The organism is Pseudomonas sp. Leaf129 (genome assembly GCF_001423465.1).
GTDB lineage: Bacteria > Pseudomonadota > Gammaproteobacteria > Pseudomonadales > Pseudomonadaceae > Aquipseudomonas > Aquipseudomonas coleopterorum.
In genome coordinates, this window is sequence record NZ_LMOC01000001.1 from 803,310 (window position 1) to 826,452 (window position 23,143).

The 23,143-nt window shown below is 61.9% G+C and carries 24 protein-coding genes and 1 tRNA gene; 11 read left to right on the plus strand and 14 right to left on the minus strand.

Features of this window, described 5'->3' with window-relative positions; genetic code table 11:
- Positions 1 to 80: 80 nt before the first annotated feature.
- Positions 81 to 1,133, minus strand: coding sequence for an NAD(P)-dependent alcohol dehydrogenase (locus ASF66_RS03560; protein WP_049859820.1), 1,053 nt, complete (start codon positions 1,131 to 1,133; stop codon positions 81 to 83).
- Positions 1,134 to 1,303: 170 nt separating this feature from the next.
- Between ASF66_RS03560 and ASF66_RS03565 the strand changes: the two genes are divergently transcribed.
- A complete protein-coding gene (locus ASF66_RS03565; protein WP_056842755.1) occupies positions 1,304 to 2,188 on the plus strand; it encodes an AraC family transcriptional regulator in 885 nt (294 codons plus the stop codon).
- A 422-nt stretch (positions 2,189 to 2,610) separates the two neighbouring features.
- Here ASF66_RS03565 and ASF66_RS03570 read toward each other — a convergent pair whose 3' ends face one another.
- On the minus strand, positions 2,611 to 3,627 hold the full coding sequence (locus ASF66_RS03570; protein ID WP_049859537.1) for a LacI family DNA-binding transcriptional regulator: 1,017 nt from the start codon (positions 3,625 to 3,627) through the stop codon (positions 2,611 to 2,613).
- Positions 3,628 to 3,808: 181 nt separating this feature from the next.
- On the opposite strand from ASF66_RS03570, the gene ASF66_RS03575 reads away from it, so the two are divergent.
- Together ASF66_RS03575 and ASF66_RS03580 are read left to right on the plus strand one after the other, a co-directional pair.
- Positions 3,809 to 4,339 (plus strand): gluconokinase, encoded by a 531-nt coding sequence (locus tag ASF66_RS03575; RefSeq protein ID WP_056842756.1) that lies wholly within the window; start codon positions 3,809 to 3,811, stop codon positions 4,337 to 4,339.
- Positions 4,340 to 4,444: 105 nt separating this feature from the next.
- On the plus strand, positions 4,445 to 5,797 hold the full coding sequence (locus tag ASF66_RS03580; RefSeq protein WP_056842757.1) for a GntP family permease: 1,353 nt from the start codon (positions 4,445 to 4,447) through the stop codon (positions 5,795 to 5,797).
- A gap of 79 nt (positions 5,798 to 5,876) precedes the next feature.
- On the opposite strand, the gene araH is transcribed toward ASF66_RS03580, so the two are convergent.
- The 3 genes from araH to ASF66_RS03595 form a co-directional block, all read right to left on the minus strand.
- Positions 5,877 to 6,842 carry an L-arabinose ABC transporter permease AraH gene (gene araH, locus ASF66_RS03585; RefSeq protein WP_043189427.1) on the minus strand — a complete coding sequence of 322 codons (966 nt, stop codon included), beginning with the start codon at positions 6,840 to 6,842 and terminating at the stop codon, positions 5,877 to 5,879.
- A 21-nt stretch (positions 6,843 to 6,863) separates the two neighbouring features.
- Complete coding sequence (gene araG, locus ASF66_RS03590; protein WP_056842758.1) at positions 6,864 to 8,363, minus strand: L-arabinose ABC transporter ATP-binding protein AraG; 1,500 nt, start codon at positions 8,361 to 8,363, stop codon at positions 6,864 to 6,866.
- Between the two features lie 76 nt (positions 8,364 to 8,439).
- Positions 8,440 to 9,441: a substrate-binding domain-containing protein gene (locus ASF66_RS03595; protein WP_056842759.1), complete on the minus strand. Its 1,002-nt coding sequence runs from the start codon at positions 9,439 to 9,441 to the stop codon at positions 8,440 to 8,442.
- Positions 9,442 to 9,733: 292 nt separating this feature from the next.
- Here ASF66_RS03595 and ASF66_RS03600 point away from each other — a divergent pair, with 292 nt between their 5' ends.
- Together ASF66_RS03600 and ASF66_RS03605 are read left to right on the plus strand one after the other, a co-directional pair.
- Positions 9,734 to 10,885, plus strand: coding sequence for an aldose epimerase family protein (locus tag ASF66_RS03600; protein WP_056842760.1), 1,152 nt, complete (start codon positions 9,734 to 9,736; stop codon positions 10,883 to 10,885).
- Positions 10,886 to 11,208: 323 nt separating this feature from the next.
- On the plus strand, positions 11,209 to 12,504 hold the full coding sequence (locus ASF66_RS03605; RefSeq protein WP_056842761.1) for an MFS transporter: 1,296 nt from the start codon (positions 11,209 to 11,211) through the stop codon (positions 12,502 to 12,504).
- Here ASF66_RS03605 and ASF66_RS03610 read toward each other — a convergent pair whose 3' ends face one another.
- The 3 genes from ASF66_RS03610 to ASF66_RS23035 form a co-directional block, all read right to left on the minus strand.
- Positions 12,505 to 12,774 (minus strand): DUF1652 domain-containing protein, encoded by a 270-nt coding sequence (locus tag ASF66_RS03610; RefSeq protein ID WP_049859530.1) that lies wholly within the window; start codon positions 12,772 to 12,774, stop codon positions 12,505 to 12,507.
- A gap of 141 nt (positions 12,775 to 12,915) precedes the next feature.
- The gene (locus tag ASF66_RS22720; protein WP_167375933.1) at positions 12,916 to 13,083 is read right to left on the minus strand and encodes a DUF6021 family protein; all 168 of its coding nucleotides are present in this window, start codon (positions 13,081 to 13,083) and stop codon (positions 12,916 to 12,918) included.
- 50 nt (positions 13,084 to 13,133) lie between these two features.
- Positions 13,134 to 13,259, minus strand: a complete 126-nt coding sequence (locus ASF66_RS23035; RefSeq protein ID WP_090358366.1) for a hypothetical protein — start codon at positions 13,257 to 13,259, stop codon at positions 13,134 to 13,136.
- Between the two features lie 290 nt (positions 13,260 to 13,549).
- Between ASF66_RS23035 and ASF66_RS03615 the strand changes: the two genes are divergently transcribed.
- Together ASF66_RS03615 and ASF66_RS03620 are read left to right on the plus strand one after the other, a co-directional pair.
- Entirely contained in the window at positions 13,550 to 14,836 is a 1,287-nt protein-coding gene (locus tag ASF66_RS03615) for a DUF2254 domain-containing protein (RefSeq protein ID WP_056842762.1), read from the plus strand.
- Between the two features lie 121 nt (positions 14,837 to 14,957).
- Positions 14,958 to 15,497, plus strand: a complete 540-nt coding sequence (locus ASF66_RS03620) for a hypothetical protein (RefSeq protein WP_056842763.1) — start codon at positions 14,958 to 14,960, stop codon at positions 15,495 to 15,497.
- Positions 15,498 to 15,597: 100 nt separating this feature from the next.
- Here ASF66_RS03620 and ASF66_RS03625 read toward each other — a convergent pair whose 3' ends face one another.
- Together ASF66_RS03625 and ASF66_RS03630 are read right to left on the minus strand one after the other, a co-directional pair.
- Positions 15,598 to 15,846, minus strand: a complete 249-nt coding sequence (locus ASF66_RS03625; protein ID WP_043189409.1) for a CsbD family protein — start codon at positions 15,844 to 15,846, stop codon at positions 15,598 to 15,600.
- A gap of 160 nt (positions 15,847 to 16,006) precedes the next feature.
- Entirely contained in the window at positions 16,007 to 16,684 is a 678-nt protein-coding gene (locus tag ASF66_RS03630; protein WP_049859527.1) for a glycosyltransferase, read from the minus strand.
- A 243-nt stretch (positions 16,685 to 16,927) separates the two neighbouring features.
- Here ASF66_RS03630 and ASF66_RS03635 point away from each other — a divergent pair, with 243 nt between their 5' ends.
- The gene (locus ASF66_RS03635) at positions 16,928 to 17,578 is read left to right on the plus strand and encodes a DUF2238 domain-containing protein (protein ID WP_056842764.1); all 651 of its coding nucleotides are present in this window, start codon (positions 16,928 to 16,930) and stop codon (positions 17,576 to 17,578) included.
- Between the two features lie 13 nt (positions 17,579 to 17,591).
- Here the strand turns inward: ASF66_RS03635 and ASF66_RS22405 are convergent, their stop codons facing one another.
- Both ASF66_RS22405 and ASF66_RS03640 read right to left on the minus strand, forming a co-directional pair.
- Positions 17,592 to 17,759, minus strand: coding sequence for a hypothetical protein (locus ASF66_RS22405; RefSeq protein WP_156463119.1), 168 nt, complete (start codon positions 17,757 to 17,759; stop codon positions 17,592 to 17,594).
- Positions 17,760 to 17,850: 91 nt separating this feature from the next.
- Positions 17,851 to 17,941 (minus strand) — tRNA-Ser (locus ASF66_RS03640).
- Between the two features lie 142 nt (positions 17,942 to 18,083).
- Here ASF66_RS03640 and ASF66_RS03645 point away from each other — a divergent pair.
- Both ASF66_RS03645 and ASF66_RS03650 read left to right on the plus strand, forming a co-directional pair.
- Positions 18,084 to 18,755: a Bax inhibitor-1/YccA family protein gene (locus tag ASF66_RS03645; protein WP_043189407.1), complete on the plus strand. Its 672-nt coding sequence runs from the start codon at positions 18,084 to 18,086 to the stop codon at positions 18,753 to 18,755.
- A gap of 159 nt (positions 18,756 to 18,914) precedes the next feature.
- Positions 18,915 to 20,279, plus strand: a complete 1,365-nt coding sequence (locus tag ASF66_RS03650; RefSeq protein WP_056842765.1) for a nucleobase:cation symporter-2 family protein — start codon at positions 18,915 to 18,917, stop codon at positions 20,277 to 20,279.
- An 11-nt stretch (positions 20,280 to 20,290) separates the two neighbouring features.
- Here the strand turns inward: ASF66_RS03650 and ASF66_RS03655 are convergent, their stop codons facing one another.
- Entirely contained in the window at positions 20,291 to 21,157 is an 867-nt protein-coding gene (locus ASF66_RS03655) for a site-specific integrase (RefSeq protein WP_236707060.1), read from the minus strand.
- A gap of 140 nt (positions 21,158 to 21,297) precedes the next feature.
- Positions 21,298 to 21,705, minus strand: coding sequence for an SRPBCC family protein (locus ASF66_RS03660; protein ID WP_056842767.1), 408 nt, complete (start codon positions 21,703 to 21,705; stop codon positions 21,298 to 21,300).
- Positions 21,706 to 21,924: 219 nt separating this feature from the next.
- On the opposite strand from ASF66_RS03660, the gene ASF66_RS03665 reads away from it, so the two are divergent.
- The gene (locus ASF66_RS03665; RefSeq protein ID WP_056842768.1) at positions 21,925 to 23,124 is read left to right on the plus strand and encodes a hypothetical protein; all 1,200 of its coding nucleotides are present in this window, start codon (positions 21,925 to 21,927) and stop codon (positions 23,122 to 23,124) included.
- Positions 23,125 to 23,143: the final 19 nt, after the last annotated feature.

A 23,143-nucleotide genomic window follows, 5' to 3' on the forward strand; every position in this document is an offset into this window, starting at 1 on the left:
AATGCGGTCACCTAGACACACCGCATTGGCCGTCGACGCGGCTCGCGCCGCTGCTACAGGGCAAGGTCGACCAGACCGTGTCAGGCCTTGAGGCTGGCCATGTCGATCACGAAGCGGTACTTCACATCACCGGCGTGCATGCGCTCGAAGGCTTCGTTGATGTTCTTGATGTCCAGCATTTCGATATCACAGGTGATGTTGTGTTCGGCGCAGAAATCCAGTACTTCCTGGGTTTCCTTGATGCCACCGATCAACGAGCCGGCCAGCACACGGCGCTTGAGCACCAGGTTGGCTGCGTGCAGCGCAGGGTCCACCGGCTGGATCAGCCCGACGAGAATGTGCACGCCGTCGAAACGCAGGGTTTCCAGGTAGGGGTTCAGGTCGTGAGGCACCGGAATGGTGTCGAGCAGGAAGTCGAAGGTTTCGGCAGCGGCTTTCATCTGCTCGGCATCGGTCGACACGATGACATGGTCGGCGCCCTGGCGGCGGCCTTCGGCAGCCTTGCTCGCCGAACGGGTGAACAGCGTGACTTCGGCGCCCAGCGCCTTGGCGAACTTGATACCCATGTGGCCCAGACCCCCCATGCCCAGAATGCCGACCTTGTCACCCGGCTTGACGCCGTAGTGCTTGAGCGGCGAATAGGTGGTGATACCTGCACAGAGGATCGGCGCAGCGTTGGCCGCATCGAGGCCGTCGGGAATACGCACCACGAAGTTCTCGCTGACCACGATGCTGTCCGAGTAGCCGCCCATGGTGTTGGTGCCATCGATACGGTCGGGCGTGGCGTAGGTCATGGTCGGACCTTCCAGGCAGTATTGCTCGAGGTCGGCGTGACAGGCATCGCAGTGCTGGCACGAGTCGACCATGCAGCCCACGCCCACGCGGTCACCGACGGCGTACTTCTGCACCTGGTCTCCGACGGCGACCACGCGGCCAACGATCTCGTGGCCCGGTACCAGCGGATACACGGCGATGCCCCAGTCGTTGCGAGCCTGGTGCAGGTCGGAGTGGCAGACGCCGCAGAATTCAATGGCGATGCTGACGTCGTCGGGGCGCAGGGCACGACGTTCGAAGCTCAGGGGAGCCAGTGGCGTGGTGGGCGAAAGCGCGGCGTAGCCGAGTGCCTTGGACATGTTGAAACCTCTCGAAACGAAGATGATCAGGCGCCGATTGTGGCCCTCACGCGCGCTCGCGGCCATGTCCGATCCTGCGCGATGCATGCCCATTCCTCCGAGCACCCCGCAAACGGGGCCCGAACGTGCGATCATGGACGACTGATTTCATGCCTGATCCGTGGTATCCCATGAGCCTGACCAAACACCTAGACGCCAACGCCCGCCTGGTAGAACTGATCCGTCCGCTAGCCGTTGCCGATGACTGGATCCCTACCTCCATCGACGGCTTGCGGGTGGTTTCGTGCCGCAGCCATATCGCGCGCACCGCGCAGATCTACGAACCCAGCCTGATGGTGATCGCCCAGGGCAGCAAGCTGGCGTACCTGGGCGAGCGCACCCTGGAATATGGCGCCGGGCATTACCTGATCCAGGCCCTGCCGGTGCCGTTCGAGTGCGAGACCTTCGCCAGTGAACAGCTGCCTCTGCTCGGCGTGTCGATACCGATCGATCGAACGTTGCTGGGTGAATTGGTCCTGGCCATGGAGCCCGGGCCGAGCCAGGCGCAGACCACGGAGTCGATGACCGCCGTGCCGCTGGACGACCCCATGCGCGGCGCCGTAGAGCGGCTGCTGCAGTGTCTGCACGATCCCCAGGACCGCTTGGCCATGGGCCAGGCTCGCCTGCGCGAAGTCCTCTATACCGCTTTGCGCGGGCCCAACGGCCATGTCCTGCGCGCCTTGGTGGAGCAACAGGGCCAATTCGCCCGCATCGCTGGCGCGTTGTCCTGGCTGCATGCGCATTACGAAGAGCCTTTGCAGGTCGATGACCTTGCCCGTCGCGCGAACATGAGTGCCTCGACCTTCCACGAGCATTTCAAGCGCAACACCTTGGCCTCGCCAGTGCAGTACATCAAACGCCTACGCCTGCTCAAGGCCCGCGCGCTGCTGGTGGCCGACGGCATGAACGTCAGCCAGGTCGCGTTGAGGGTGGGCTACCAGAGCAGTTCGCAGTTCAGCCGCGAGTACAAGCGCCTCTTCAACCACAGCCCCGGCCAGGAACGCGACCTGCGCTGAATTCCAGCGTAACGTCAGGTACAGCACCGCCCCTGTAGCAGCGGTGCAAGCCGCGTCCGGTCTCACCGCGTGGCATCAGACACACCGCACCCACCGCCGACGCGGCTCGCGCCGCTGCTACAGAAGCACCGCGATCCCCTGTGGGAACGGGGCGGGCGGCGAGCCCTCTGCCCGCGAAGGGCGCACTGCGGTACAACAGGCACACCGCACCCACCGCCGACGCGGCTCGCGCCGCTGCTACACAAGCGCCGCGATCCCCTGTAGCAGCGGTGCAAGCCGCGTCCGGCCTCACCGCGTGGCATCAGACACACCGCACCCACCGCCGACGCGGCTCGCGCCGCTGCTACCCAAGCGCCGCGATCCCCTGTAGCAGCGGCGCAAGCCGCGTCCGGCTTCACCACGTGGCATCAGGCGTTCCGCCGTCAGGTTTCGCGCACGACCAATTCGAAGCCCAGATCGATCGCCTGGGCGCAATGACGCTTGCCATCCATGCTGTCGAGCAGCATCTGCGCCGCCTTGCGGCCGATCTGCGCGCGCGGGGTGCGGATCGAGGTCAAGCGCGGTACCAGGTGGGCCGACCCCGGCAGATCATTGAACCCCACCATGCCGACCCGATCCGGAACGGCAATGCCCTGGCGCTGCGCTTCGTAGATCGCGCCCTGGGCCAGGTCGTCGTTGCAGAAGAACACGCCGTCCACGTCCGGATGCCGACGCATCAGGTCGGCGAACAACTCGCCACCCAGGCCGATCGACGAAGGCTGCGGGCACAGCACTTCAAGTTGCGGATCGTGCACCCCTGCCGTCTCGAGCGCCGCCCTGAACCCCTCGGCCCGCTGCATCACGCGTGGATCGAGCTGCGCTGCCACGTACCCCAGGCGCCGGCGCCCGGCATCCAGCAGATGCCGCGCCGCCACACTTCCGGCCTGCTCCTGGGAAAAGCCAACGCAGGCGCCTTGGCCCTCAGCACCCAACTCCATCATGTGCACGCATGGCACACCGCTGTTGTGCAACATGACCTGGGAGCGTTCGCTGCGGCTCATGCCGGTCAGCAGCATCCCACCCGGCTTGTAGGCCAGGTAGTTGCGAATGAGGTTTTCCTCTTCGTCGACATCGTAGTGGTAGTTGCCGATCAGCACTTCCAGCCCACGCGGACGCATCACTTCATGGATGGCTTCCAGTGTGTCGATGAACAATTGGTTGGAGAGAGAAGGAATGAGCACCACCACCGACTGACTCTGCGCCGACGCCAGCGCCCGTGCCGCCGGATTGACCACGTAACCCAGTGCCTGCGCGGCTTCCAGCACTTTGCTGGCCAGTTGTGGAGCAACCGTGGACACCCCGCGCAATGCGCGCGAAGCGGTAATGGGAGAAACACCTGAAAGTTTGGCAACTTCGGCCAGGGTCGGCAGGCCGGTTGCGCGTGAGCCGATTCGCGCCATGATTCTTGTTGTTATCTACTTGCAATGAAAAAGAGTTGAGGTAAGGTAGCGCTGTCTCGAATCCAGAGCAATAATGATTTGTGCCTTGCTATTACTGCAGGCTGCACCAGACTGCTTTGACAAGATCAATAAGATGAGGGCGCCGTATCCGTACCCGGTGCGCCCCAGCAGGAGTGACTTGATGAATGCCCCTCTGAACGCTTTGGTGGTGATGGGAGTATCCGGCTGCGGCAAGAGCAGCGTCGGTGCCGCCATCGTCGGTCGCAGCGGCGGCCGCCTGATCGAAGGCGACAGCTTTCATCCCGAAGCCAACATCGCCAAGATGAGCGCTGGCACTCCCCTCGACGACCAGGACCGTGCCGGCTGGCTGCTGCGTCTGGGCGAAGAAATGCGCGCCTGTATCGAATCCGGGCAGCGCCCGGTACTGACCTGCTCCGCCCTCAAGCTCAAGTATCGCGAAACCCTGCGCAATGCCGTGCCCGGCCTGGGCTTCGTGTTTCTCGAACTGACCCGCGAAGAAGCCGCCAATCGCGTTGCCCACCGGCCCGGTCATTTCATGCCGGCCAGCCTCATCGACAGCCAGTTCGCTACCCTGGAACCGCCTATCGGTGAAGCACTGACCCTGCCCCTGGATGCCACAGTCCCCATCGTGGAGCTGGCGCAGCAGGTGGAAAACTGGCTGGTCGAGCATGGCGCTTCCACGCTGGCTTGAACGGCTTTTGAAGACAGCGCTGTCTGAGCTTTCCGCCCGGCAGCGCCCGATGTTCCCAACCACAACCGTTGCGCCCACAACAACGACAACACGAGGCAGACCTTTATGTTTGGCTTAGCTCACGACACCTACTTGCTGCTTGATGCACTGGTCACCATCATTGGTCTGATCGTGCTCATCACCCAGTTCAAGGTTCACCCCTTCGTCGCCTTGACCATCGCGGCAATCTTCCTGGGCCTGACATCCGGTCTGCCGGTGGTCAAGGTCATGAAGTCGTTCCAGGATGGCTTCGGTGGGGTCCTTGGCTTCGTCGGCATCATCCTCGCGCTGGGCACCATGCTCGGCAAACTGATGGCCGACTCGGGCGGCGCCGACCAGATCGCGCAGACCCTGATCCGCAAGTTCGGGGTCAAGCGCATCCACTGGGCGATGATGTTCTCCGCTTTCCTGGTAGGCATTCCGCTGTTCTTCGAAATCGGCTTCGTACTGCTGATCCCGCTGGTGTTCATCGTCGCCCGCCGTTCCGGCGTGTCGCTGGTGAAGATCGGCATCCCGCTGCTTGCCGGCCTGTCGGTGGTGCACGGCCTGGTGCCGCCGCATCCGGGCCCGCTGTTGGCCATCGGCATCTTCAACGCTGACATCGGCAAGACCATTCTTTACGGGCTGATCGTCGGCCTGCCCACCGCGATGATCGCCGGCCCGATCTTCGGTTCGTTCATTTCCAAATACATTCCGGGCAATCCTTCCAAGGAACTGATGGATCAGATCGCCAAGGAGTCGGACAACCAGAACCTGCCCAGCTTCGCGGTGACCCTGATCACCATCCTGCTGCCCGTGTTCCTGATGATGCTCAAGACCTTCGCCGACGTGGCGCTGCCGGCGGAAAACCTGTTCCGCCAGTGGATGGACTTCATCGGTCACCCGATCACTGCCCTGCTCGCCGCCCTGCTGCTGGCCTTCTACACCTTCGGCGTGGCGCGCGGTTTCGACCGGGCGAAGATCATGAAGCTGCTGGACCAGAGCCTGGCGCCCACTGCGGCCATCGTGCTGATCGTCGGTGCCGGCGGTGGCTTCAAGCAGATGCTGGTCGACACCGGCGTGGGCAACATCATCGGGCAGATGGCCGTGCAGGCCGAGGTCAACCCGATCCTGCTGGCCTGGCTGGTGGCTGCGGTGATTCGCGTCGCGACCGGTTCGGCGACGGTGGCGACCATCACCGGCGCGGGCATCGTTGCCCCGGTCATCGGCATGATGCCAGGCGTCAACCGTGAGCTGCTGGTGCTGGCCACCGGCGCCGGCTCGGTGATCCTGTCTCACGTGAACGACGCCGGTTTCTGGCTGGTCAAGCAGTACTTCAACATGACCGTCACCGAAACCCTGAAGACCTGGACCGTGATGGAAACCATCCTGTCGGTGGTAGGCCTGATCTTCATCCTGCTGCTGTCGCTGGTGGTCTGATCCCCAGCCCGCTCCCACACGAGACAGTTCATTTCACTCTGTGGGAGCGGGTCTCTGCCCGCGAAAGCCGCTCCGCAAATCAACGCCGCTTCAAACGATCGATGATCACCGCGATCAACAGGATCGTCCCGCGAATCACGTACTGATAAAACGTGTCGATGTTCTTCAGGTTCATCGCGTTCTCGATGATCGCCAGAATCAGCACCCCGGCGATCACATGGCGGATCATGCCGATCCCCCCTGCCAGCGACACCCCGCCCAGCACACACGCCGAAATCACCGTCAATTCGAAGCCCTGGCCGATCATCGGCTGGCCCGAGGTCATGCGCGACGCCAGCACCACACCGGCCAGCGCACCGATCACGCCATGTACGGCGAAGATGATGATTTTGGTGCGGTCCACATGCACGCCGGCCAGCAAGGCAGCTTCCTGGTTGCCGCCGATGGCCATGGTGTTGCGGCCATAGGTGGTGTAGTTGAGCAGCCAACCGAAGAAGATGAAGCAGACGATGGTGATCAGAATCGGCACCGGCACGCCCAGCAACTGGCCGTTGCCGAAGACGAAGAAATCCTCCTGCATCACGCCGACCGCTTTGCCGTTGGAAAAGATATAGGCCAGCCCGCGCACGATCTGCATGGTGGCCAGGGTCGCGATCAGCGCATTGATGCGCAGCTTGGCGATGACAATGCCGTTGATCAGACCGACTATCAGCCCCATCAACAGAGCCGCGCCAACGCCCAGCAGCACGCTGTCGGTGTCGCGCATGACCACCGCCGCAATGACCCCTGCGCAGGCGATCACCGAACCCACGGACAGGTCGAAGTGCCCCGACGCCAGGCAATAGAGCATGGTGCAGGCGGCGATGCCGGTGGTGGAAATGGCCAGCCCGAGCCCGCGCATGTTCAGCGGCGAGAGAAAATTGTCGATGAACATCGTGCACAGCACGAAAATCGCCAGCGCCGCGAGCAGCATGACCCACTCGTCCAGAAAGCGGCGCAGGTTGAGCCCTTGGCGGGGCGCCGGCAGCGTGTTTTGCGTAGACATATGCACCTCTATTGTTATTGTTCAGCCGCGAGTGCGCGGCAGTGCCAATTGCAGCAACCTGGATTCCTGCGCTTCTTCGCGCAGGACTTCACCGGTCAGCGCACCTTCGCTCATCACCAGGATGCGATCGCTGATGCCGATCACTTCCATCAGGTCGCTGGACACCACGATCACCGCGATGCCGTCGGCGGCCAGCCCATGAATGATCTGGTAGATCTCGGCCTTGGCGCCAATGTCGATGCCGCGCGTGGGCTCGTCGAGCAGCAACACTTTCATCGGCATCGACAGCCATCGGCCGAGAATGGCCTTCTGCTGATTGCCGCCTGAGAGGTACATGATCGGCTGCTCGGCAGACGGGGTCTTGATGTTCAGCGCCTTGATCTGGCGCGCGGCGTTTTCCTTCTCCCACGGTCCCTGCACCAGGCAGCCAAGTGTGAGATGGCGGTCGCGGGCACCGATATTGATGTTTTCCGCAACGCTGGCCAGCGGCACGATGCCTTCCTTCTTGCGGTCTTCGGGACACAGCAGAATGCCCGCGGCGATGGCGTCCCGTGGGTTGGCCAGGGTCAGCGCGCGGCCGTCAAGGGTCAGGCTGCCGGCCTTGCTCGTCGCCAATCCGGACAGCAGCCGCAGAAGCTCGGTGCGGCCCGCCCCCACCAGACCGAAGAAACCCAGCACCTCGCCTTTGGCGACACCGAAGCTGATCGGCTCCTGCAACCCTGGGCCCAGCAAGCCCTCGACACGCAGTGCCTCGCCCTGGTGAGGACGGGCACGGTAGTTATAGATGTCCTGGATATCGCGGCCGACCATGCAGGTCACCAACTGGTCATGGGTCAGCTGGGCCATGTCGTCGAAGGTGCGCACGTAGCGCCCGTCCTTGAATACCGTCACCGCGTCGCAGATGCGGAATATCTCTTCCATGCGATGGGACACGTACAGCACCACCCTGCCCTCGTCGCGCAGCTTGGCGATGATCGCCATCAGCCGATCGATCTCTCGCGCCGAAAGGCTACTGGTCGGTTCGTCGAAGGCAATCACATGGGCATTGCGCGACATGGCCTTGGCGATTTCCACCAACTGCCGTTGCCCCAGCGACAGACTGCCGAGCCGCTGACGCGGATCGATTTCGTCGGCCAGGCCCGCCAGCAGCTCACTTGCGCGGCGGACCATGGCACCGCGATCGATCAAACCAAATCGCGAGGGCATATGCCCCAGCAACAGGTTCTCGGCCACGCTCATTTCGGGCACCAGGTGCAGCTCCTGGTGAATCACCGCCACGCCGCTGCCGATGCTCTCGGCGGCCGACTTGAAGGCCATGGTCTGGCTGCCGATCTGCAGGCTACCAACACTGGGCTGATAGGCGCCGCCAAGAATCTTCAGCAAAGTGGACTTGCCGGCACCGTTCTCGCCCATCAGGGCATGCACACTGCCGGGGCGAACTTCGAAGCTGATGTCCGACAGGGCGCGCACGCCTGGAAAATTCTTGCCGATACCGTTGAAACGCAATGACTCTACACGCATGGATACCACTCCAGAGCAGGCATCACGGCAGGCCGTGAGGAAGCGGCCTCTGCCGGGGCAGAGGCCATGGGTCAGATCAGTTCCACAAACCGATCTTTTCCAGTTCCTGCTTGAAGTTCTCCCGCGTGATCAGGGTCACGTCATCCATGGCGGTGTATTTGGGCGGTTCTTTGCCGGTGGTGACCCACTCGAACATCATGCTCGCCGTGTTGTAGCCCTCGGTATGGGGGCTGGGCAGCATCGAGCCGAAGAAGCCGCTGTTGGCCTTCTTCAGTTCACCGATGGCATCGGTGCCATTGATGCCGATACCGATCACGTTGGCAGCGGCGAACCCGGCGCTTTCGGTGGCGCGCACGCCGCCCAGCACGGTGTTGTCGTTCATGCCGCCGATGATCAGGTTCTTGGCGCCAGCCGGCAGCTTGACCAGGGTCGAATTGGTGGCGTCCATGCTGCCCGGCACGTCGAGGGTCTTCTGCGGGGCGAAAAGAATATGGTCGGTCGGCAGACCAGCAGCCTGCAAGGCCTTCACCGAACCGTCGGTGCGCTTCTTGCCGGTGTCCAATTCGTTGTAGGTGTTGATGATCGCGTAGGTGTCTTTCCAGTCCCAGCCGCGCTTCTTGGCTTCGCCGGCCATGGCCATGCCTTGTTTCTCGCCCACCTCGAAGGCCGCCATGCCCAAGTAAGGCACATCTTCCATGAACTGACCCTTGGCATCGACGAAGCGATCGTCGACGGCCATTACCTTCATGTCGTTGAGCTTGGCCTTGGCGACGATGGCAGGGCCCAGCGCCACATCCGGCGGGCAGATGACGAAGCCCTTGACGCCGTTGGCGGCCAGGCTGTCGATAGCGGAAAGGGTTTTCTCGCCGTCGGGCACGGCGATCTTGATGACCTTGAAGCCTTTGTCCTTGCCGGCTTTTTCGGCGAAGGCCCACTCGGTCTGGAACCAGGGCTCTTCAGCCTGCTTGACCAGGAAACCGATCTTGACCTCTTCGGCCCAGGAAGCCGCTGAGCCTGCGAACATCGCGGCGGTCAGGGCGGCACAGCACAGGGAACGGATCCCGTGACGACTCAACATAGCTAACTCCTTATTTTTATTGAATAGCTACAGCGTCCAGCAACATCAACGAATAGTCATACCATATATCAGGATGTGCATTTGTAACGTAACGTCACGTTTATGCCGTCGACGGCGGTGTGTCGTCGATCCTGTCAGAAATGACACCACGATCGATCTGCCAAATAGTATTACCATTTATTTTTACGGCCGTCGAATTTCAGCTATACCTGCCAGTGCAGCCATCGCCGGAACCCGGTTGTCCAACTCCGGGATCCAGCCATTTCCTATAAAAAACTACGGAACGCCTTACATGCCTATTCATCAAAAACTGCTCAGCGCCATTGGATTGACCCTCATGACTGCTTCCATTTCTGCCCACGCGGCAGGCTTGACTTCGACCCGCGAAAGCTTCGGCGCGCTGCCCGACGGCACGCCGCTGGAAAAGATCACCCTGAGCAACAGCCATGGTATGAAGGCCAGCATCATCACCTATGGCGCGACCCTGCAGGCGCTGCAAGTGCCGGACAAGAAAGGCGCGGTTGCGGATGTGGTACTGGGCTTCGATGACATTCAGGGCTACCAGGCCAACCCCACCGTGTACTTCGGCGCCACCATCGGCCGCTTCGGCAACCGGCTGGCCGAAGGCAAGTTCAGCCTGGATGGGCAGACCTATTCAGTGCAGCTCAATGACAAGAGCAATGCACTGCACGGCGGCACACGCGGATTCGACAAGCACGTCTGGGCCGTCGAAGCCAAACAGGATGCCGACCGTGTCGCTGCGACCTTCACCTACCGCTCGCCCGACGGCGACATGGGCTTCCCCGGCACGCTGGCGACCGAAGTCACCTACAGCCTGAACGAGCGCAACGAGCTACGCGTGGAGTACAAGGCCACGACCGACAAGCCGACCGTGCTCAACCTGACCAACCACAGCTATTTCAACCTGGCCGGCGCCGGCAGCGGCGATGTGCTCAAGCAGGTTGCAACCCTGCATGCGAGCCGCTACACACCGGTCACGGCGAAGTTGATCCCCACCGGCGAGCTGGCGCCGGTGAAAGGCACGCCGATGGATTTCCTGGCACCCACTGCCATTGGCAAGAACATCCAGGCCAAGCATGAGCAATTGACCTTCGCCGAGCCCAAACAGGGTGGCTTCGATTTCAACTGGGTACTGGACACCGAAGGCGACCTGAAGCGCGAAGCGGCGAAGGTGACCGACCCGGCATCGGGCCGTACCCTGACCCTGTACACCACTGAACCGGGTGTGCAGTTCTACACCAGCAACTTCCTCGACGGCACGGTTCGCGGCAAAGGCGGCAAGCTGTACCCGCACTGGGGCGCTTTCACCCTGGAAACGCAACACTTCCCCGATGCGCCCAACCAGCCCAACTTTGCCAGCACCCGCCTGAATCCCGGCCAGACCTACACCCAGACCACGGTGTTTGCGTTTTCAGCGGAATGAGTGCCCGTTCGCGGCCGCGGATCGTGGCCGCGTTTTCGCTGGGCAAAAAAAAACCACCGCACTGACGTGAGGTGGCTGAAAATTAACCAAAGAGAGTCGAAGCAGAGCACTTGGCCAGTCGCCATGCGGGGGGAAGAATCAGCGCCTGGCCCTGTATTCATCTTCGACAGCAAAGATACCAGCGCAAACAACCCGCCACTATTGCGTTCGTCAATAGTCATTATCGACATATCGAGCGCACCTTTTGTAATCACCATCGCGACTGCACCTGCACACCCCCGACATCATCACGTACACTCAATCACGTTAACATCTTGAAACGTATGCGCTCATTGCGTGACCCATTGACTGGCACAAGAACGTCGACTTTGAAACGCACCTCTACCGCTATCTTTTCCCAGCCCGGTTTCCGCGCTTTCCTCATGGTGCGCCTTGCGGCCATGTTCGCCATGCAGATCCAGGCGATCGTCGTCGCCTGGCACATGTACGACATGACCCGCCACCCGTTGACCCTGGCCTATGTCGGCCTGGCTCAGTTCATCCCCATGGTGCTGTTGCTGCTGCCAGCGGGCGATCTGCTGGACCGCTTCGATCGACGCCGGATTCTGCAGATAAGTTGGGGGGTGTCCGTACTCTCCTCGGCCGCCTTGCTGTGGTTGGCCCTGACTGAAACCGTCGACACCTGGCCGTACTACGTCGCGCTGTTCGTGTTCGGCTGCACCCGTGCCTTCACCGGGCCGGCGGTGCAGAGCCTGTTGCCGCAGATCGTTGCCCGCGAACACCTGGCTCAGGCCATCGCCACCAACAGCATGATCATGAAAGTGGCGGTGATCGCCGGCCCACTGCTGGGCGGGCTGTTGTACGCCGCCATCGGCGGCTGGACGTTCGGCGTCTGCCTGCTGGGCTTCGCGATCGGTGTGTTCCTGCTGCAGTGGGTACCCAGCGTGCGCATCGTTCGCCCGGTCGACGATCAGACCACTGCAGTAAGCCGCTTCACCGCCGGTATCCGCTTCATCACCTCACGCCCCATCATTCTGGGCGCGATCTCTCTGGACCTGTTCGCAGTGCTGCTGGGTGGCGTCGTCGCCCTGCTGCCAATCTATGCCGCCGAGATCCTGCATGTGGGCCCCGCCGGGCTTGGCCTGCTGCGCAGCGCCATCGCACTGGGCGAGTTGGGCATGGGCTTCTATTTGAGCATCCGGCCGCTCAACGCGCGCATGGGCCAGCGCATGTTCCTGGCGGTGGCGGTGTTTGGCGTGGCCAACCTGGTGTTCGCCTTGTCGACCTGGTTCTGGGTGTCCTGCGCGGCACTGTTCGTCGCAGGTGCGGCGGACATGATCAGTGTGTACATCCGCTCTTCGTTGATCCAGTTCGCCACGCCCGATGACATGCGCGGACGGGTCAGCGCGGTCAATATGCTGTTCATCGGTTCTTCGAACGAGTTGGGCGAGTTTCGCGCCGGCGTCAGTGCTACCGCGCTGGGCACCGTACCGGCGGCGCTGTTCGGCGCCATCAGTACCTTGGTGATCGTGGGGCTGTGGACGCGCTTGTTCAGGCCGCTCTGGACCATCGAGAACAACGAGCAGGCCCTGCCGGAACGTCAGAAGCAGCCAGGCTGATCAAGGCCTGGCGGCACCGCGCGGGGCGTTGCTGCGGAACCACTCTTGATTGGCTTTGAGCTCGGCACGCAGTTGGGCGACGAGTTCCGCGATGGCGCGGCTGTTGGACAGCGGCTGGGTATTCACGCCTACCATCAGCAGGTCGACCTGCCCACTGGCCGGGTCCGATACCTCGACTGTCATGGTGCCGCCGGGATTCAACGTGCAATGACAGCACAGCGGGGCAAAGCTGGCTTCGACAATGCGGCGCATTTCGTTGGTGGGAATCATGTCGCGGTTCTCCTGGCAATGTCATGACTGGAGACTTGTCGCAGCGGGTGTGCGCCGTCACGGGACTTGGAAGGCGCAGACACGCTTTACGCGTGGTCACGGCAGGCACACGGCGAGCGCTGCCTGCACAGGCTAACAGAGTCAGTCCTTGGTGCCATAGGGCGGATACGCGTCTGTGTCACCCGTCTCGTCGGATTGCTCGCTTTCAGGCTTCTTAGCAGGCTTGGGCGGATCGATCTGCGGATCGGCCAGATCGGGTGAGTCCGGGTCGAAACCCAGGTCGTCGTCGGGCTTGGTGTCGTTGCTCATAAATGCTCCTGTCGTTGGTGTACCACTCGGTGGGATGCCTCGGTGCAGCATCAGGCCACCCCTGGTGGAATCCCGTCCTTGTTGAAGTCCTTGAGCCGCTCCTTTTCTTCCGGTGTGGAATGGGCAGGCGTCTGGTCCTCGGTGTCCTCGGCGGGCGGTTGCTTGTCATCGGCCATGATCGGTTCCTGTCGGTGAGGGCTTCAAGACTGTGAGCCTGCCGACCGAGGCAGGGTTCCGTCCAATGTCACAACGGTCCCTGTAGGAGCGGTCAGTGGCCGCGAAAAGGGCACAGCGGTACGTCAGGCAGACCGCACAAACCCTTCGCGGCCGATGACCGCTCCTGCAGACGGCCATACACGTTGTGACGACGTCATCGTGAAACTTTCATCGAGGTCCGGGACTCAATGTGCAGCCGCGCTGATGCTGGGGCCGGTACCGTCCGACTTGCACTCCCGAGGAATACACGATGATCGCTCGCTGGCGCTGGGCCCTGGGTCAGATGACCAAACGCTTGTGGTTTCGCGCAAGTCTGTTTTCTCTGGCGGGCATCGCCACGGCGCTGATCGCCATCGTCTTCAAGGATTTCGTTCCCGCCGACCTGCCGACGCGGATCGGCGCCGATTCGGTCGACAAGATCCTGGCAATCATCGCCTCCAGCATGCTCGCAGTGACCACCTTTTCGCTCAGTACCATGGTCAGTGCCTACAGTGCCGCCAGCAGCGGCGTGACGCCTCGGGCGACCTCACTGGTCATGGAGGACACCACCACCCAGAACGCCCTGGCGACCTTCATCGGTTCCTTCCTGTTCAGCCTGGTCGGCATCATCGCCTTGAGCACCGGCGCCTATGGCGCGCAAGGGCGGGTGGTGCTGTTCGCCGTCACCATCGTCATGATCATCCTGATCGTCTACACCCTGCTGCGCTGGATCGATCACCTGTCGAAGCTCGGTCGCGTCGGCGAGACCATCGACCGTGTCGAAGCTGCGGCGCTGCAATCACTGAAGAACCGTGCGCAGTGGCCGTACATGGGCGCTGCGCCCTACCCTGTCGACCGGGCCCTGACGACGGCCGGTCACAGCGTGCACAGTGATCAGACCGGCTACGTCCAGCACATCGACGTCGCCGCGCTCGGTGTCCTGGCCGAGAAGCACGGGCTGCGCATCTATATGGAAGTGCTGCCCGGCGCATTCCTGCATCTGGGGGCGCCAATCGCCCGTCTCGTCAACGACGAGGAGGCCCAAACCGGGACCTCCGAAGCGCTCGCACCGGCCATCCGCGACGCCGTGACCGTCGGCCTGCGCCGCAGTTTCGAGCAAGACCCGCGCTTCGGCATTTCGGTACTGGCAGAGATCGCTTCACGCGCCCTGTCGCCGGCCACCAACGACTCGGGCACGGTGATCGACGTGATCGGCCGCGGAGTCAGGTGCCTGACCGCCTGGCACGTTCACGGCACAGTTGAGCACCAACCATCCGAGATCGACGCCAGTTGCCAACGCGTCTATGTACACGGCCTGCTGATGGCCGACCTGTTCGATGACTTTTTCACATTGGTGGCGCGCGACGGCGCAGGGCTTCTGGAAGTCGATATTCGCATGATCAAGGCGCTGATCAGCCTGAACGACATCAGCCCCGACGTGTTCGGCGCGCAATGCCGCCTGCACGCTCAGTGGCTGCTGAAGCGAGCAGAACTCGCCCTCACGCTGGATGAAGAAAAACAGCGATTGCATACCCTGGCCAAGCCGTTGCTTGACTGAACATGCCGCCGTCATCCCCCGTGCAATCCGCTGGACCCATGCCCCTGAACTTGTCCCCCACATCAGGGGCCTTAGTTGACACTGCACCTGCAGACAACGGCTGTTCAAACAGGAATCGATGATGAAGATAGCTTGCCTGGCGTGGGGATCACTCGTCTGGAAGCCCGGGGTATTACCGGTCTGCAGTCCGTGGCATGAAGATGGTCCGTCTTTTCCCATCGAGCTTTGCAGAGTGGGAGATGGCGGTGAGCTGGCCACGGCAATCTGCCTGAATTCACCCACCCGCCCTGCGCTCTGGGCCCTGCTGGACAGCGGCAGCCTCGAGCACGCGTGCGAGGCGCTGCGTGAACGTGAGCAGATCCCGCGCAGCCGCGACGACGGAATCGGCACTTTCATCCGCAGCGAAACGGATATAGGTGTGATTGCCAGATGGGCTCAAGTAAAAGAAGTGGACGCAGTGATCTGGACCGCCCTTCCTCCCCGCTTCGCTGGAATCGAGGCACGGGTGCCCAGCGTCGATAACGTGATCGATTATCTAACGGGATTGACAGGGGAAGTCAGGGAACACGCGAGAGAATACATAGAGCGACTGCCGCAACAAATCAATACGCCTTATCGAGAGGCAATCGAGAACTCGCTGGGCTGGAAAAGACAGATATAAGAGGAATAACATAGCCGCATTATTGCGGCACTTCCCGACCGTTCGACCGGCACCGAGCCTGGCGTCGAACGATCTGGAAGGAGCAGTGCTACACGACAGATCAGCGACGCAGGAAGCGGCTAACCAGTACGAACACCGCAGCGCCGATCGCCAACGAAGCGCCTGGCTTCTCCTTGACGAAAGCGGACACATTGTTCAAAGCGTCGCCATAGGTCTTGGTCAGTTGGCCAGCCGCTTCGCGACCTGCGCCTTCGGCTTGCAGGGAATGGTCACCGACCAGTTTGCCAACGACGCCTTGAGCCTTGCCAGCAATCTTCTCTGCTACGCCTTCGATCTGTTCGCTTTTCATGTGAGTCCCACCTTGATCAATATTGAGTGACAGTATTTAAAGTATGTAAGCGGAAAAGCTACGTACTTATTGCATCATCTTAGGGCGTTGCGTCCTGCAAATAGTTCCAACGTTATTTTCAACTTTCATCCTTGAAAGATTCCTGCGGACACTCCTCGGGTCAGGGACTCACGGCTTCGAGTGGCGCGCTGATCGACAGCGATCGCAGGTAATCGCCGAATCCTTCGCGGCAGCGGCAATCCAGACGTGCGCTGGTGGTTACGCAGTTCATGGAAGTCCACGTGATCGAAGCACCCGCCTCGTTCAGGTCCGCTACCAGATGGACGTCTTCGTGGGCTTTCAAAGGTTTGAAACCGCCCACCTGACGGTACGCCCGAGCGCTGACACCCATGTTGGCGCCGTGCACGTGCTTGTGGCCTTCGACAGGGGTATAGAGCGCGTCGTAGCGGGTGCGAACTTCTTCGGCGTGCAGCGACCAGTCATCGATCCGGACCGTGCCGCACACCGCGTCGGTCCGAAAGCGCAGCTGATCCACCAACCAGGTGGCGGGCACCACGGTATCCGCGTCGGTGAACGCGAGCCAGCGCGCGCCCTGCCCCAGCATCAGCTCGGCGCCCGCAGCGCGGGTACGACCGACATTGCAGTGGGATACGTCCAGGCTTTGCACCGGATAGCGGCTGACCACCCGTTGAGTCCCGTCGGTGCATTGATCCAACACGATGACTACGCAGACCTCTTCACCTGCCAAAGCCGGATGCTCACCCGCAATCAGCAACGACTCGATGCATTGGGCAACCACTGCTTCTTCATTATGGGCTGGGACAATGATTCCGATCATGGACAGTACCTGTCGTGGGGAGGCCGGCATCCGGCGGCTGTAAGTCTCTTGACCTATCTATCGCGCGTTCGTTGCAGATAGATACGACGGGTGGTAGTACGCTAAATGTTCATTCTTTTTTATCACTCGAACGCTTCCAGCCTATTCCCGTTGGTTGCCGGTCACAGGCAGTCACAAGACCGAGCGAATTAATGGCAGGCCACGGGATCAACCGAATCAGTAACCTTGATGAGGCAGGCAGCGATGAACACTCGAACGACCGGCGTGGGCTACCTGCACTGCATTGTGCTGCTGGCCCTGATCGTCTCGGGCTGGCAGCCAGTGGACCGGCAGACCTGGTTGATCGAAAACATCCTGGTACTGGTGGGGGCCGTGGCGGTATGGACCACTCGCAAGCAGTTTTACTGGAGCCGTCGATCGTGGATCATGGTGATCGGCTTCTTGTGCCTGCATGAGGTGGGTACGCACTTCACCTATCCCGAGGTGCCCTACAACTCAGCGATCTATCTGATCAGCGGTATGGACGTGAATGCGGCATTCGGCTGGGAGCGCAATCAATATGATCGCTTCGTCCACCTGGCCTATGGGCTGCTGCTGAGCTTGCCGTTACGGGAAATCGTCATCGAAAAATGTCATTTGAAGGGTGCGTGGGCGTCGCTGATCGCCTGGTCGCTGGTGCTCTCGACCTCGATGCTCTACGAACTGATGGAGTGGGCTGGGGCTGCGTACGCAGGCGGTGGAGACTCGGCCTTCGTCGGTGCTCAAGGCGACTTCTGGGATGCTCAGAAAGACATGGCCGTGGCCGCCGCGGGCTCGCTGGTGATATTGATCTGCCGCGGCCACGCCCTGCGCGACAAGGTTTCGGCACTGCGCGGCCGCCTGACGCCGAACTGATCCGGCGCGACGGTCAGTGCATCAGCACGTAACCCAGCATCTGCTTGGCCAGACGCCACGGCTGCCAGGCCGAGAAGTGGTCGAAGATCCTGCCGGAGTTGCCCATCACCCCCATGACGGTCACGTAGACGACGCCCTTCCTGATCAATCTCGATAGCTTCTTCTTGCTGTAGCGCAACAATCAGGACACCTGCACAAGTGGGGTTCACAACGTGGCATTTCTGCAGGAGCAGAAACGAAAAAGCCCCGCCAATGCGGGGCTTCACGATGTTTGGCGGGAAACCAGGGATTCGAACCCTGGAGACGCTATTAACGTCCGCCGGTTTTCAAGACCGGTGCATTCAACCACTCTGCCAATTTCCCGATGTCTTGCTGGTTGCTTTGCGGGCGCCATAATACCGTAATGAAACACGCTGTCAAACTCTGGATAGAGCGGCTGCACAGGGGTCTGATATGATCTTTGCATCTGAACGTTTCAGACGTGTTCAATCAAAGGAGTCTCGCCATGCGCGAACAGGATTATGCAGTTAATCAAGGCTCGCAGGTGCAGCAGCTAGAAGTTAGCCGCGTCCTGCGCAACACCTACGGCTTGCTGGCCCTCACCCTGGCTTTCAGTGGTGTGATGGCCTACGTCGCGCAGCAGATGCGCGTCGGCTACCCGAACATCTTCGTCGTGCTGATCGGCTTCTACGGGCTGTTCTTCCTGACCAACAAGCTGCGTGATTCGGCCTGGGGCCTGGTGTCCACCTTCGCCCTTACCGGCTTCATGGGCTTCCTGCTCGGCCCGATCCTCAATCGTTACCTGGGCATGCAGGGCGGCGCCGAAGTGGTCAGCTCGGCGTTCGCGATGACGGCGCTGGTGTTCGGCGGCCTGTCGGCCTACGTGCTGATCACCCGCAAGGACATGAGCTTCCTGGGCGGCTTCATCACCGCAGGCTTCTTCGTGCTGCTGGGTGCGGTGCTGGCGAGCTTCTTCTTCCAGATCGCCGGCCTGCAACTGGCGATCAGCGCCGGCTTCGTGCTGTTCTCGTCGGTGTGCATCCTGTTCCAGACCAGCGCGATCATCCACGGTGGCGAGCGCAACTACATCATGGCTACCATCAGCCTGTACGTGTCGATCTACAACCTCTTCGTGAGCCTGCTGCAGCTGTTCGGCATCATGGGTCGCGACGACTGATCCACGGCTTTGAAGTCGAAGCCCGCCTCGTGCGGGCTTTTTCTTGTCTGCAGCTCACAGAGTCTGCGCAAAAAACCGTTTTGCCGCGTCGACGACGCGCCGTAGAATCGCGCTCTTTTTCCAAGAGCCATCGCGCGCTCGTTTTTCGGAGCCCTTGCCATGACCGCCCCATTGCCGCCCAGCGACGAATTGATCCTGGGCCTGGAAGACCGTCCCCGGCCATTGCTGGGCCTGCTTGCCGCCCTGCAGCATCTGCTGGCGATCATCGTGCCGATCGTCACGCCGGGTCTGTTGATCTGCCAGGCGCTCGGCGTCAGTGCCCGTGACACCAACATGATCGTCTCGATGTCGCTGGTCATCTCGGGTATCGCCACGTTCGTGCAGTGCCGTCGCATCGGCCCATTCGGCGCGGGCCTGCTGATCGTGCAAGGCACCAGCTTCAACTTCGTCGGGCCGCTGATTGCCGGTGGTGCATTGATGGTTCAACAGGGCACACCGGTAGAGGCGGTGATGGCGGCCATCTTCGGCGTGGTCATTGCCGGCTCGTTCGTGGAAATCGGCATTTCGCGGATTCTGCCCTTCGTCAAACGACTGATCACTCCCTTGGTCACCGGCATCGTGGTGTTGATGATCGGCCTGACCTTGATCAAGGTCGGCCTGATCAGCATGGGCGGCGGTTTCGGCGCCATGGCCAACGGCACCTTCGCCAACGGCGAAAACCTGATGCTGTCTGGCCTGGTACTGGCGATCATCGTAGTGCTCAATCGGATTCCGGTGACGTGGATGCGCAGTGCGGCCATCGTCATCGCATTGGCCATGGGATACGCGCTCGCCGGTTACCTGGGTCGATTGGACTTCACCGGCATGCATCAGGCCGCGCTGTTCCAGGTGCCGACGCCTCTGCATTTCGGGCTGGGCTTCTCATGGGCATTGTTCATTCCGATGCTGGTGATCTACCTGGTGACGTCTTTGGAAGCCATCGGTGACGTAACGGCTACCAGCAAGGTGTCGCGCCAACCTGTCGAAGGTCCACTGTGGATGCAGCGCATCAAGGGCGGCGTCCTGGTCAACGGTGTCAACTCGATGCTGGCCGGGTTGTTCAATACCTTCCCCAGCTCCATCTTCGCCCAGAACAACGGCGTGATTCAGCTCACCGGCATCGCCAGCCGACACATCGGCGTGTGGATCGCGGCGATGCTGATTCTGCTTGGCCTGTTCCCCACCGTCGCCGGAGTGATCCAGGCGGTGCCCGAGCCGGTGCTCGGTGGTGCGGCCATGGTGATGTTCGGCGCGGTGGCTGCGTCGGGTATCAATATCCTCGCCAGCGTCGACCTCGATCGCCGGGCACTGTTGATCATCGCGGTGTCGCTGGCGCTGGGCCTGGGTGTGGCCCAGGTGCCGGAATTCCTGGCGCACATGCCGGGCGCGCTGCGCAACGTGCTGGAATCGGGCGTGGCCACCGGGGGTATCTGCGCGCTGGTGTTGAACTGGTTCCTGCCGGCCGCGCCTGCGGCTCGCCAGTAAACCGCGCTCGCTTAGAGGTCGAAGCGGTCCACGGCACGCCGACGTTCGTTGTCGTCGCGCATGTCGTAGGCCGCCGTGGTCTGGATATTGGTGTGGTGCGCCAGTTTCTGGGCGATCGACAGGTCGTGCTCCTCGATCACCCGGGTGATGAACGAGCGGCGGAAATCGTGGGGCATGATCTTCACGCCGACCTGAGCACCGCGCTGCCGGGCGATGTAATAGATGGCGTGTTTGGTGATGCGCTCGCGCGTGATGTGCGCGCCGCGGCGGATTCGGTTGAAGAGGAAGTCGTCGTCCGCCTGACCGGCCGGCAGTTGGCTGCGGCGGAACGCCAGCCAGGTCTGCAAGTGGGTAAAGGCCCAGCTGGGCGCGTACTTGATCAGCTCCTTGTTGCCCTTGCCCACGACCCGCAGGCTGCGCTCGGCGAAGTCGACCTGGGTCAGGTCCAGGTTGACCGACTCCGACTTGCGCATGCCCGAGCCGTACAGAATGGCGATCACAGCCGCATCGCGCAGGCCCTGGGGCCGCGGATCGCTGGCGCAGACTTCCATCAGGTCGCGGATCAGACTGCGCTTGAGGTTGCGACCATTGCCCAGGCGCGTGCCCTGCATGGGCTTGACCGAGCGGATCTTGAGCAGGTGATCCTGGTCGATTAGGCTCAGCCGCCAGGCTTCGTTCATGACACCGCGCACGGCATTGACGTAGAGCGAGGTGGTGTTGGGCGCATAACCGTCTTCGCGCAGCGCGGCCACCAGCGAGGTGACATGCCCCGGCTCGAGCAGATGCCAAGGGACCTCGCGGATATCGGCGTCCTCGAAGCCGAGGCGGTCGGCGGCGTCCTGCAATACGTATTGCATGGTCGTACGGCTGGACGGCATCAGCCGGGCGAGGTATTGCAACAGAGGGTTTTGCAGATCAGACAAACCGTGGGGATCCTTTAGAGCGTCGAGGTGAACGCCGAACATTCTAACACCCGCATCCCTGCCTGACCTGCCCGCCGTCACCCGGTCGGGTGTGATCAGAAGTTGTCGCGCAGTGCCTGCAGGCCGCCTTGATAGACGCCGTCGAAGATTTCCACGGCCTCGGCGTCGGAGATACCTGCCGGGGTGAATCGACCGCCCCACTCCACGCGACTGTTGCCGGCGTCCACTTCGATCACCTTGAGGGTGGCGAGGTAGTCGGTCACCGGGAACGGACCTTCGATGATCGAATAACTGTAGGTACGCGCGGCATTGTCGTAGCTTTCCAGGCACTCGACGATGACCGTGCCATCCACTGTGGTCAGGTGACGCAACCGGCCGTGTTCCTGGGCCTCGCTGTGCTGGATCATCGGCAGCCACTGGGCCAGGGAATTGAATCCGGCCACCAGGTTCCAGACCTGATCGGCCGATGCCGGAATGTCGATGCTCGCTTGCGTGCTTGCCATGTCATGGCTCCTGTCGATGAGGTGGGGTACAACGGTAGCGAGGGTTCGAGTGCGCAGCAAGCCGATAGTGCATTCGTTCTTGCCTTCGATGGTGCCGCCAGCGCGGCCGGGGCAGCGCACCGGGCTGGGGCGCGAGCAACGGAAACATGGCGTCGAAGCGTTGTCCCATACAAGCCAACCCGGCCGGAACCCGTTCGTCGAAGGGGCGTTTGCAGCGTCATGAGAATCATCGAAAAGACCGGCGCCCAAGTGCGCACCCTCTCCCCTGCGGAGCAGCAGTTGGTGACCGAGTTCGCCGAAGGCCGCAGCGAAGGTCCGAAGCTGCTGCAGGCCAACCAGTGGCTGATGAAGGTCCGCACCCAGGGCCAGTGGCTGGCGTGCGATTGCCGGCCCGGCACGCTGCCGGTGATGAACGTGACCCTCAACAGCAGTACCGGCACCCTGTTCCTGAAGAACAACCCTGGTACGGCCGAGCACGCACCAGGCTGCCCGTTCATCCATGACGAGCGCGAAAACCCGTCGGTGCGTGGGGACGACGCGCCACTGCCTGCCGCCTGGCTGCCGCCTGACGTACCGCTCAAGCTGATAGGTGATTTTCGCGCACCTGCTGCGCCGGGCGCTCCGGCGAACGCGCTGGCAGCGAGCCAGCGTCGGGAACAGCATCGGTTGCTGTCGTTGCTGCTGACCTTCATCGAAGCCTCCGGGCTCAACGTGTATGCCACGCACTTGAAGAAGGATCTGAGCCGCCAGTTCTCCGATCTGCGCGCCGTGGCCACGCGTTACCCGCTGATCGATCGGGTACCGGCGAGCAATTATCTGGAAACCCGCATCGACATGAAGCACATGATGATGCTCAAGTCGCGCCTGAAGGATTCCACCGCGTTCATCGGGCAGCGTCGCTACGGGCTGTTGCTCGATTGCGTGGCAGATGTGGTGGGTCGTAAGGTGATCACCGACCGCAGCAGCGCCGGGTTCGACTTTCAGGGTCATCATCTTTTGTGGGGCGGGGCTCGCAGCAGCGGGCCGTTGTTGGCACTGGCGCTGTACTCGCCGGCCACCGCTGGCAGCCAGTTCTACGAGATGGTCCATGTGGCCACGGTGCCGGTACTGACCCGCGGGCATCTGTTCCCGGTGTTCCGCGACGAGGAGCGGGAGCCATTGAAGATGCTGGTGTCGCTGATCGACTGGATGGCCAGCAAGGGCGTCAAGGTGGTGATGCGCCGACCGGTGATCGGCGCCATGGTGATGGATGAGCTGGTGCTCAGTTCGGACCTGGACCGCGTGCTGTCGGTCTCGCTGATGAAGGAGCCGCTGGGCCCGGAGCCCAGCTCCGAGACCTTCAAGCGTCTGGCCGACTTCAAGAGTCTGGACACCTTCCGCAAGTACGTGGCCGGTTTCTTCATGCGCGAGCGGGATTGACCGTCGGTAGCGGATTCGC

Bases quoted from the DNA above. Each gene is read 5' to 3' on its own strand.
- ASF66_RS03560 (WP_049859820.1), bottom strand. From the start codon at position 1,133: ATGTCCAAGGCACTCGGCTACGCCGCGCTTTCGCCCACCACGCCACTG.
- ASF66_RS03565 (WP_056842755.1), top strand. From the start codon at position 1,304: ATGAGCCTGACCAAACACCTAGACGCCAACGCCCGCCTGGTAGAACTG.
- ASF66_RS03570 (WP_049859537.1), bottom strand. From the start codon at position 3,627: ATGGCGCGAATCGGCTCACGCGCAACCGGCCTGCCGACCCTGGCCGAA.
- ASF66_RS03575 (WP_056842756.1), top strand. From the start codon at position 3,809: ATGAATGCCCCTCTGAACGCTTTGGTGGTGATGGGAGTATCCGGCTGC.
- ASF66_RS03580 (WP_056842757.1), top strand. From the start codon at position 4,445: ATGTTTGGCTTAGCTCACGACACCTACTTGCTGCTTGATGCACTGGTC.
- araH (WP_043189427.1), bottom strand. From the start codon at position 6,842: ATGTCTACGCAAAACACGCTGCCGGCGCCCCGCCAAGGGCTCAACCTG.
- araG (WP_056842758.1), bottom strand. From the start codon at position 8,363: ATGCGTGTAGAGTCATTGCGTTTCAACGGTATCGGCAAGAATTTTCCA.
- ASF66_RS03595 (WP_056842759.1), bottom strand. From the start codon at position 9,441: ATGTTGAGTCGTCACGGGATCCGTTCCCTGTGCTGTGCCGCCCTGACC.
- ASF66_RS03600 (WP_056842760.1), top strand. From the start codon at position 9,734: ATGCCTATTCATCAAAAACTGCTCAGCGCCATTGGATTGACCCTCATG.
- ASF66_RS03605 (WP_056842761.1), top strand. From the start codon at position 11,209: ATGCGCTCATTGCGTGACCCATTGACTGGCACAAGAACGTCGACTTTG.
- ASF66_RS03610 (WP_049859530.1), bottom strand. From the start codon at position 12,774: ATGATTCCCACCAACGAAATGCGCCGCATTGTCGAAGCCAGCTTTGCC.
- ASF66_RS22720 (WP_167375933.1), bottom strand. From the start codon at position 13,083: ATGAGCAACGACACCAAGCCCGACGACGACCTGGGTTTCGACCCGGAC.
- ASF66_RS23035 (WP_090358366.1), bottom strand. From the start codon at position 13,259: ATGGCCGATGACAAGCAACCGCCCGCCGAGGACACCGAGGACCAGACG.
- ASF66_RS03615 (WP_056842762.1), top strand. From the start codon at position 13,550: ATGATCGCTCGCTGGCGCTGGGCCCTGGGTCAGATGACCAAACGCTTG.
- ASF66_RS03620 (WP_056842763.1), top strand. From the start codon at position 14,958: ATGAAGATAGCTTGCCTGGCGTGGGGATCACTCGTCTGGAAGCCCGGG.
- ASF66_RS03625 (WP_043189409.1), bottom strand. From the start codon at position 15,846: ATGAAAAGCGAACAGATCGAAGGCGTAGCAGAGAAGATTGCTGGCAAG.
- ASF66_RS03630 (WP_049859527.1), bottom strand. From the start codon at position 16,684: ATGATCGGAATCATTGTCCCAGCCCATAATGAAGAAGCAGTGGTTGCC.
- ASF66_RS03635 (WP_056842764.1), top strand. From the start codon at position 16,928: ATGAACACTCGAACGACCGGCGTGGGCTACCTGCACTGCATTGTGCTG.
- ASF66_RS03645 (WP_043189407.1), top strand. From the start codon at position 18,084: ATGCGCGAACAGGATTATGCAGTTAATCAAGGCTCGCAGGTGCAGCAG.
- ASF66_RS03650 (WP_056842765.1), top strand. From the start codon at position 18,915: ATGACCGCCCCATTGCCGCCCAGCGACGAATTGATCCTGGGCCTGGAA.
- ASF66_RS03655 (WP_236707060.1), bottom strand. From the start codon at position 21,157: ATGCCGTCCAGCCGTACGACCATGCAATACGTATTGCAGGACGCCGCC.
- ASF66_RS03660 (WP_056842767.1), bottom strand. From the start codon at position 21,705: ATGGCAAGCACGCAAGCGAGCATCGACATTCCGGCATCGGCCGATCAG.
- ASF66_RS03665 (WP_056842768.1), top strand. From the start codon at position 21,925: ATGAGAATCATCGAAAAGACCGGCGCCCAAGTGCGCACCCTCTCCCCT.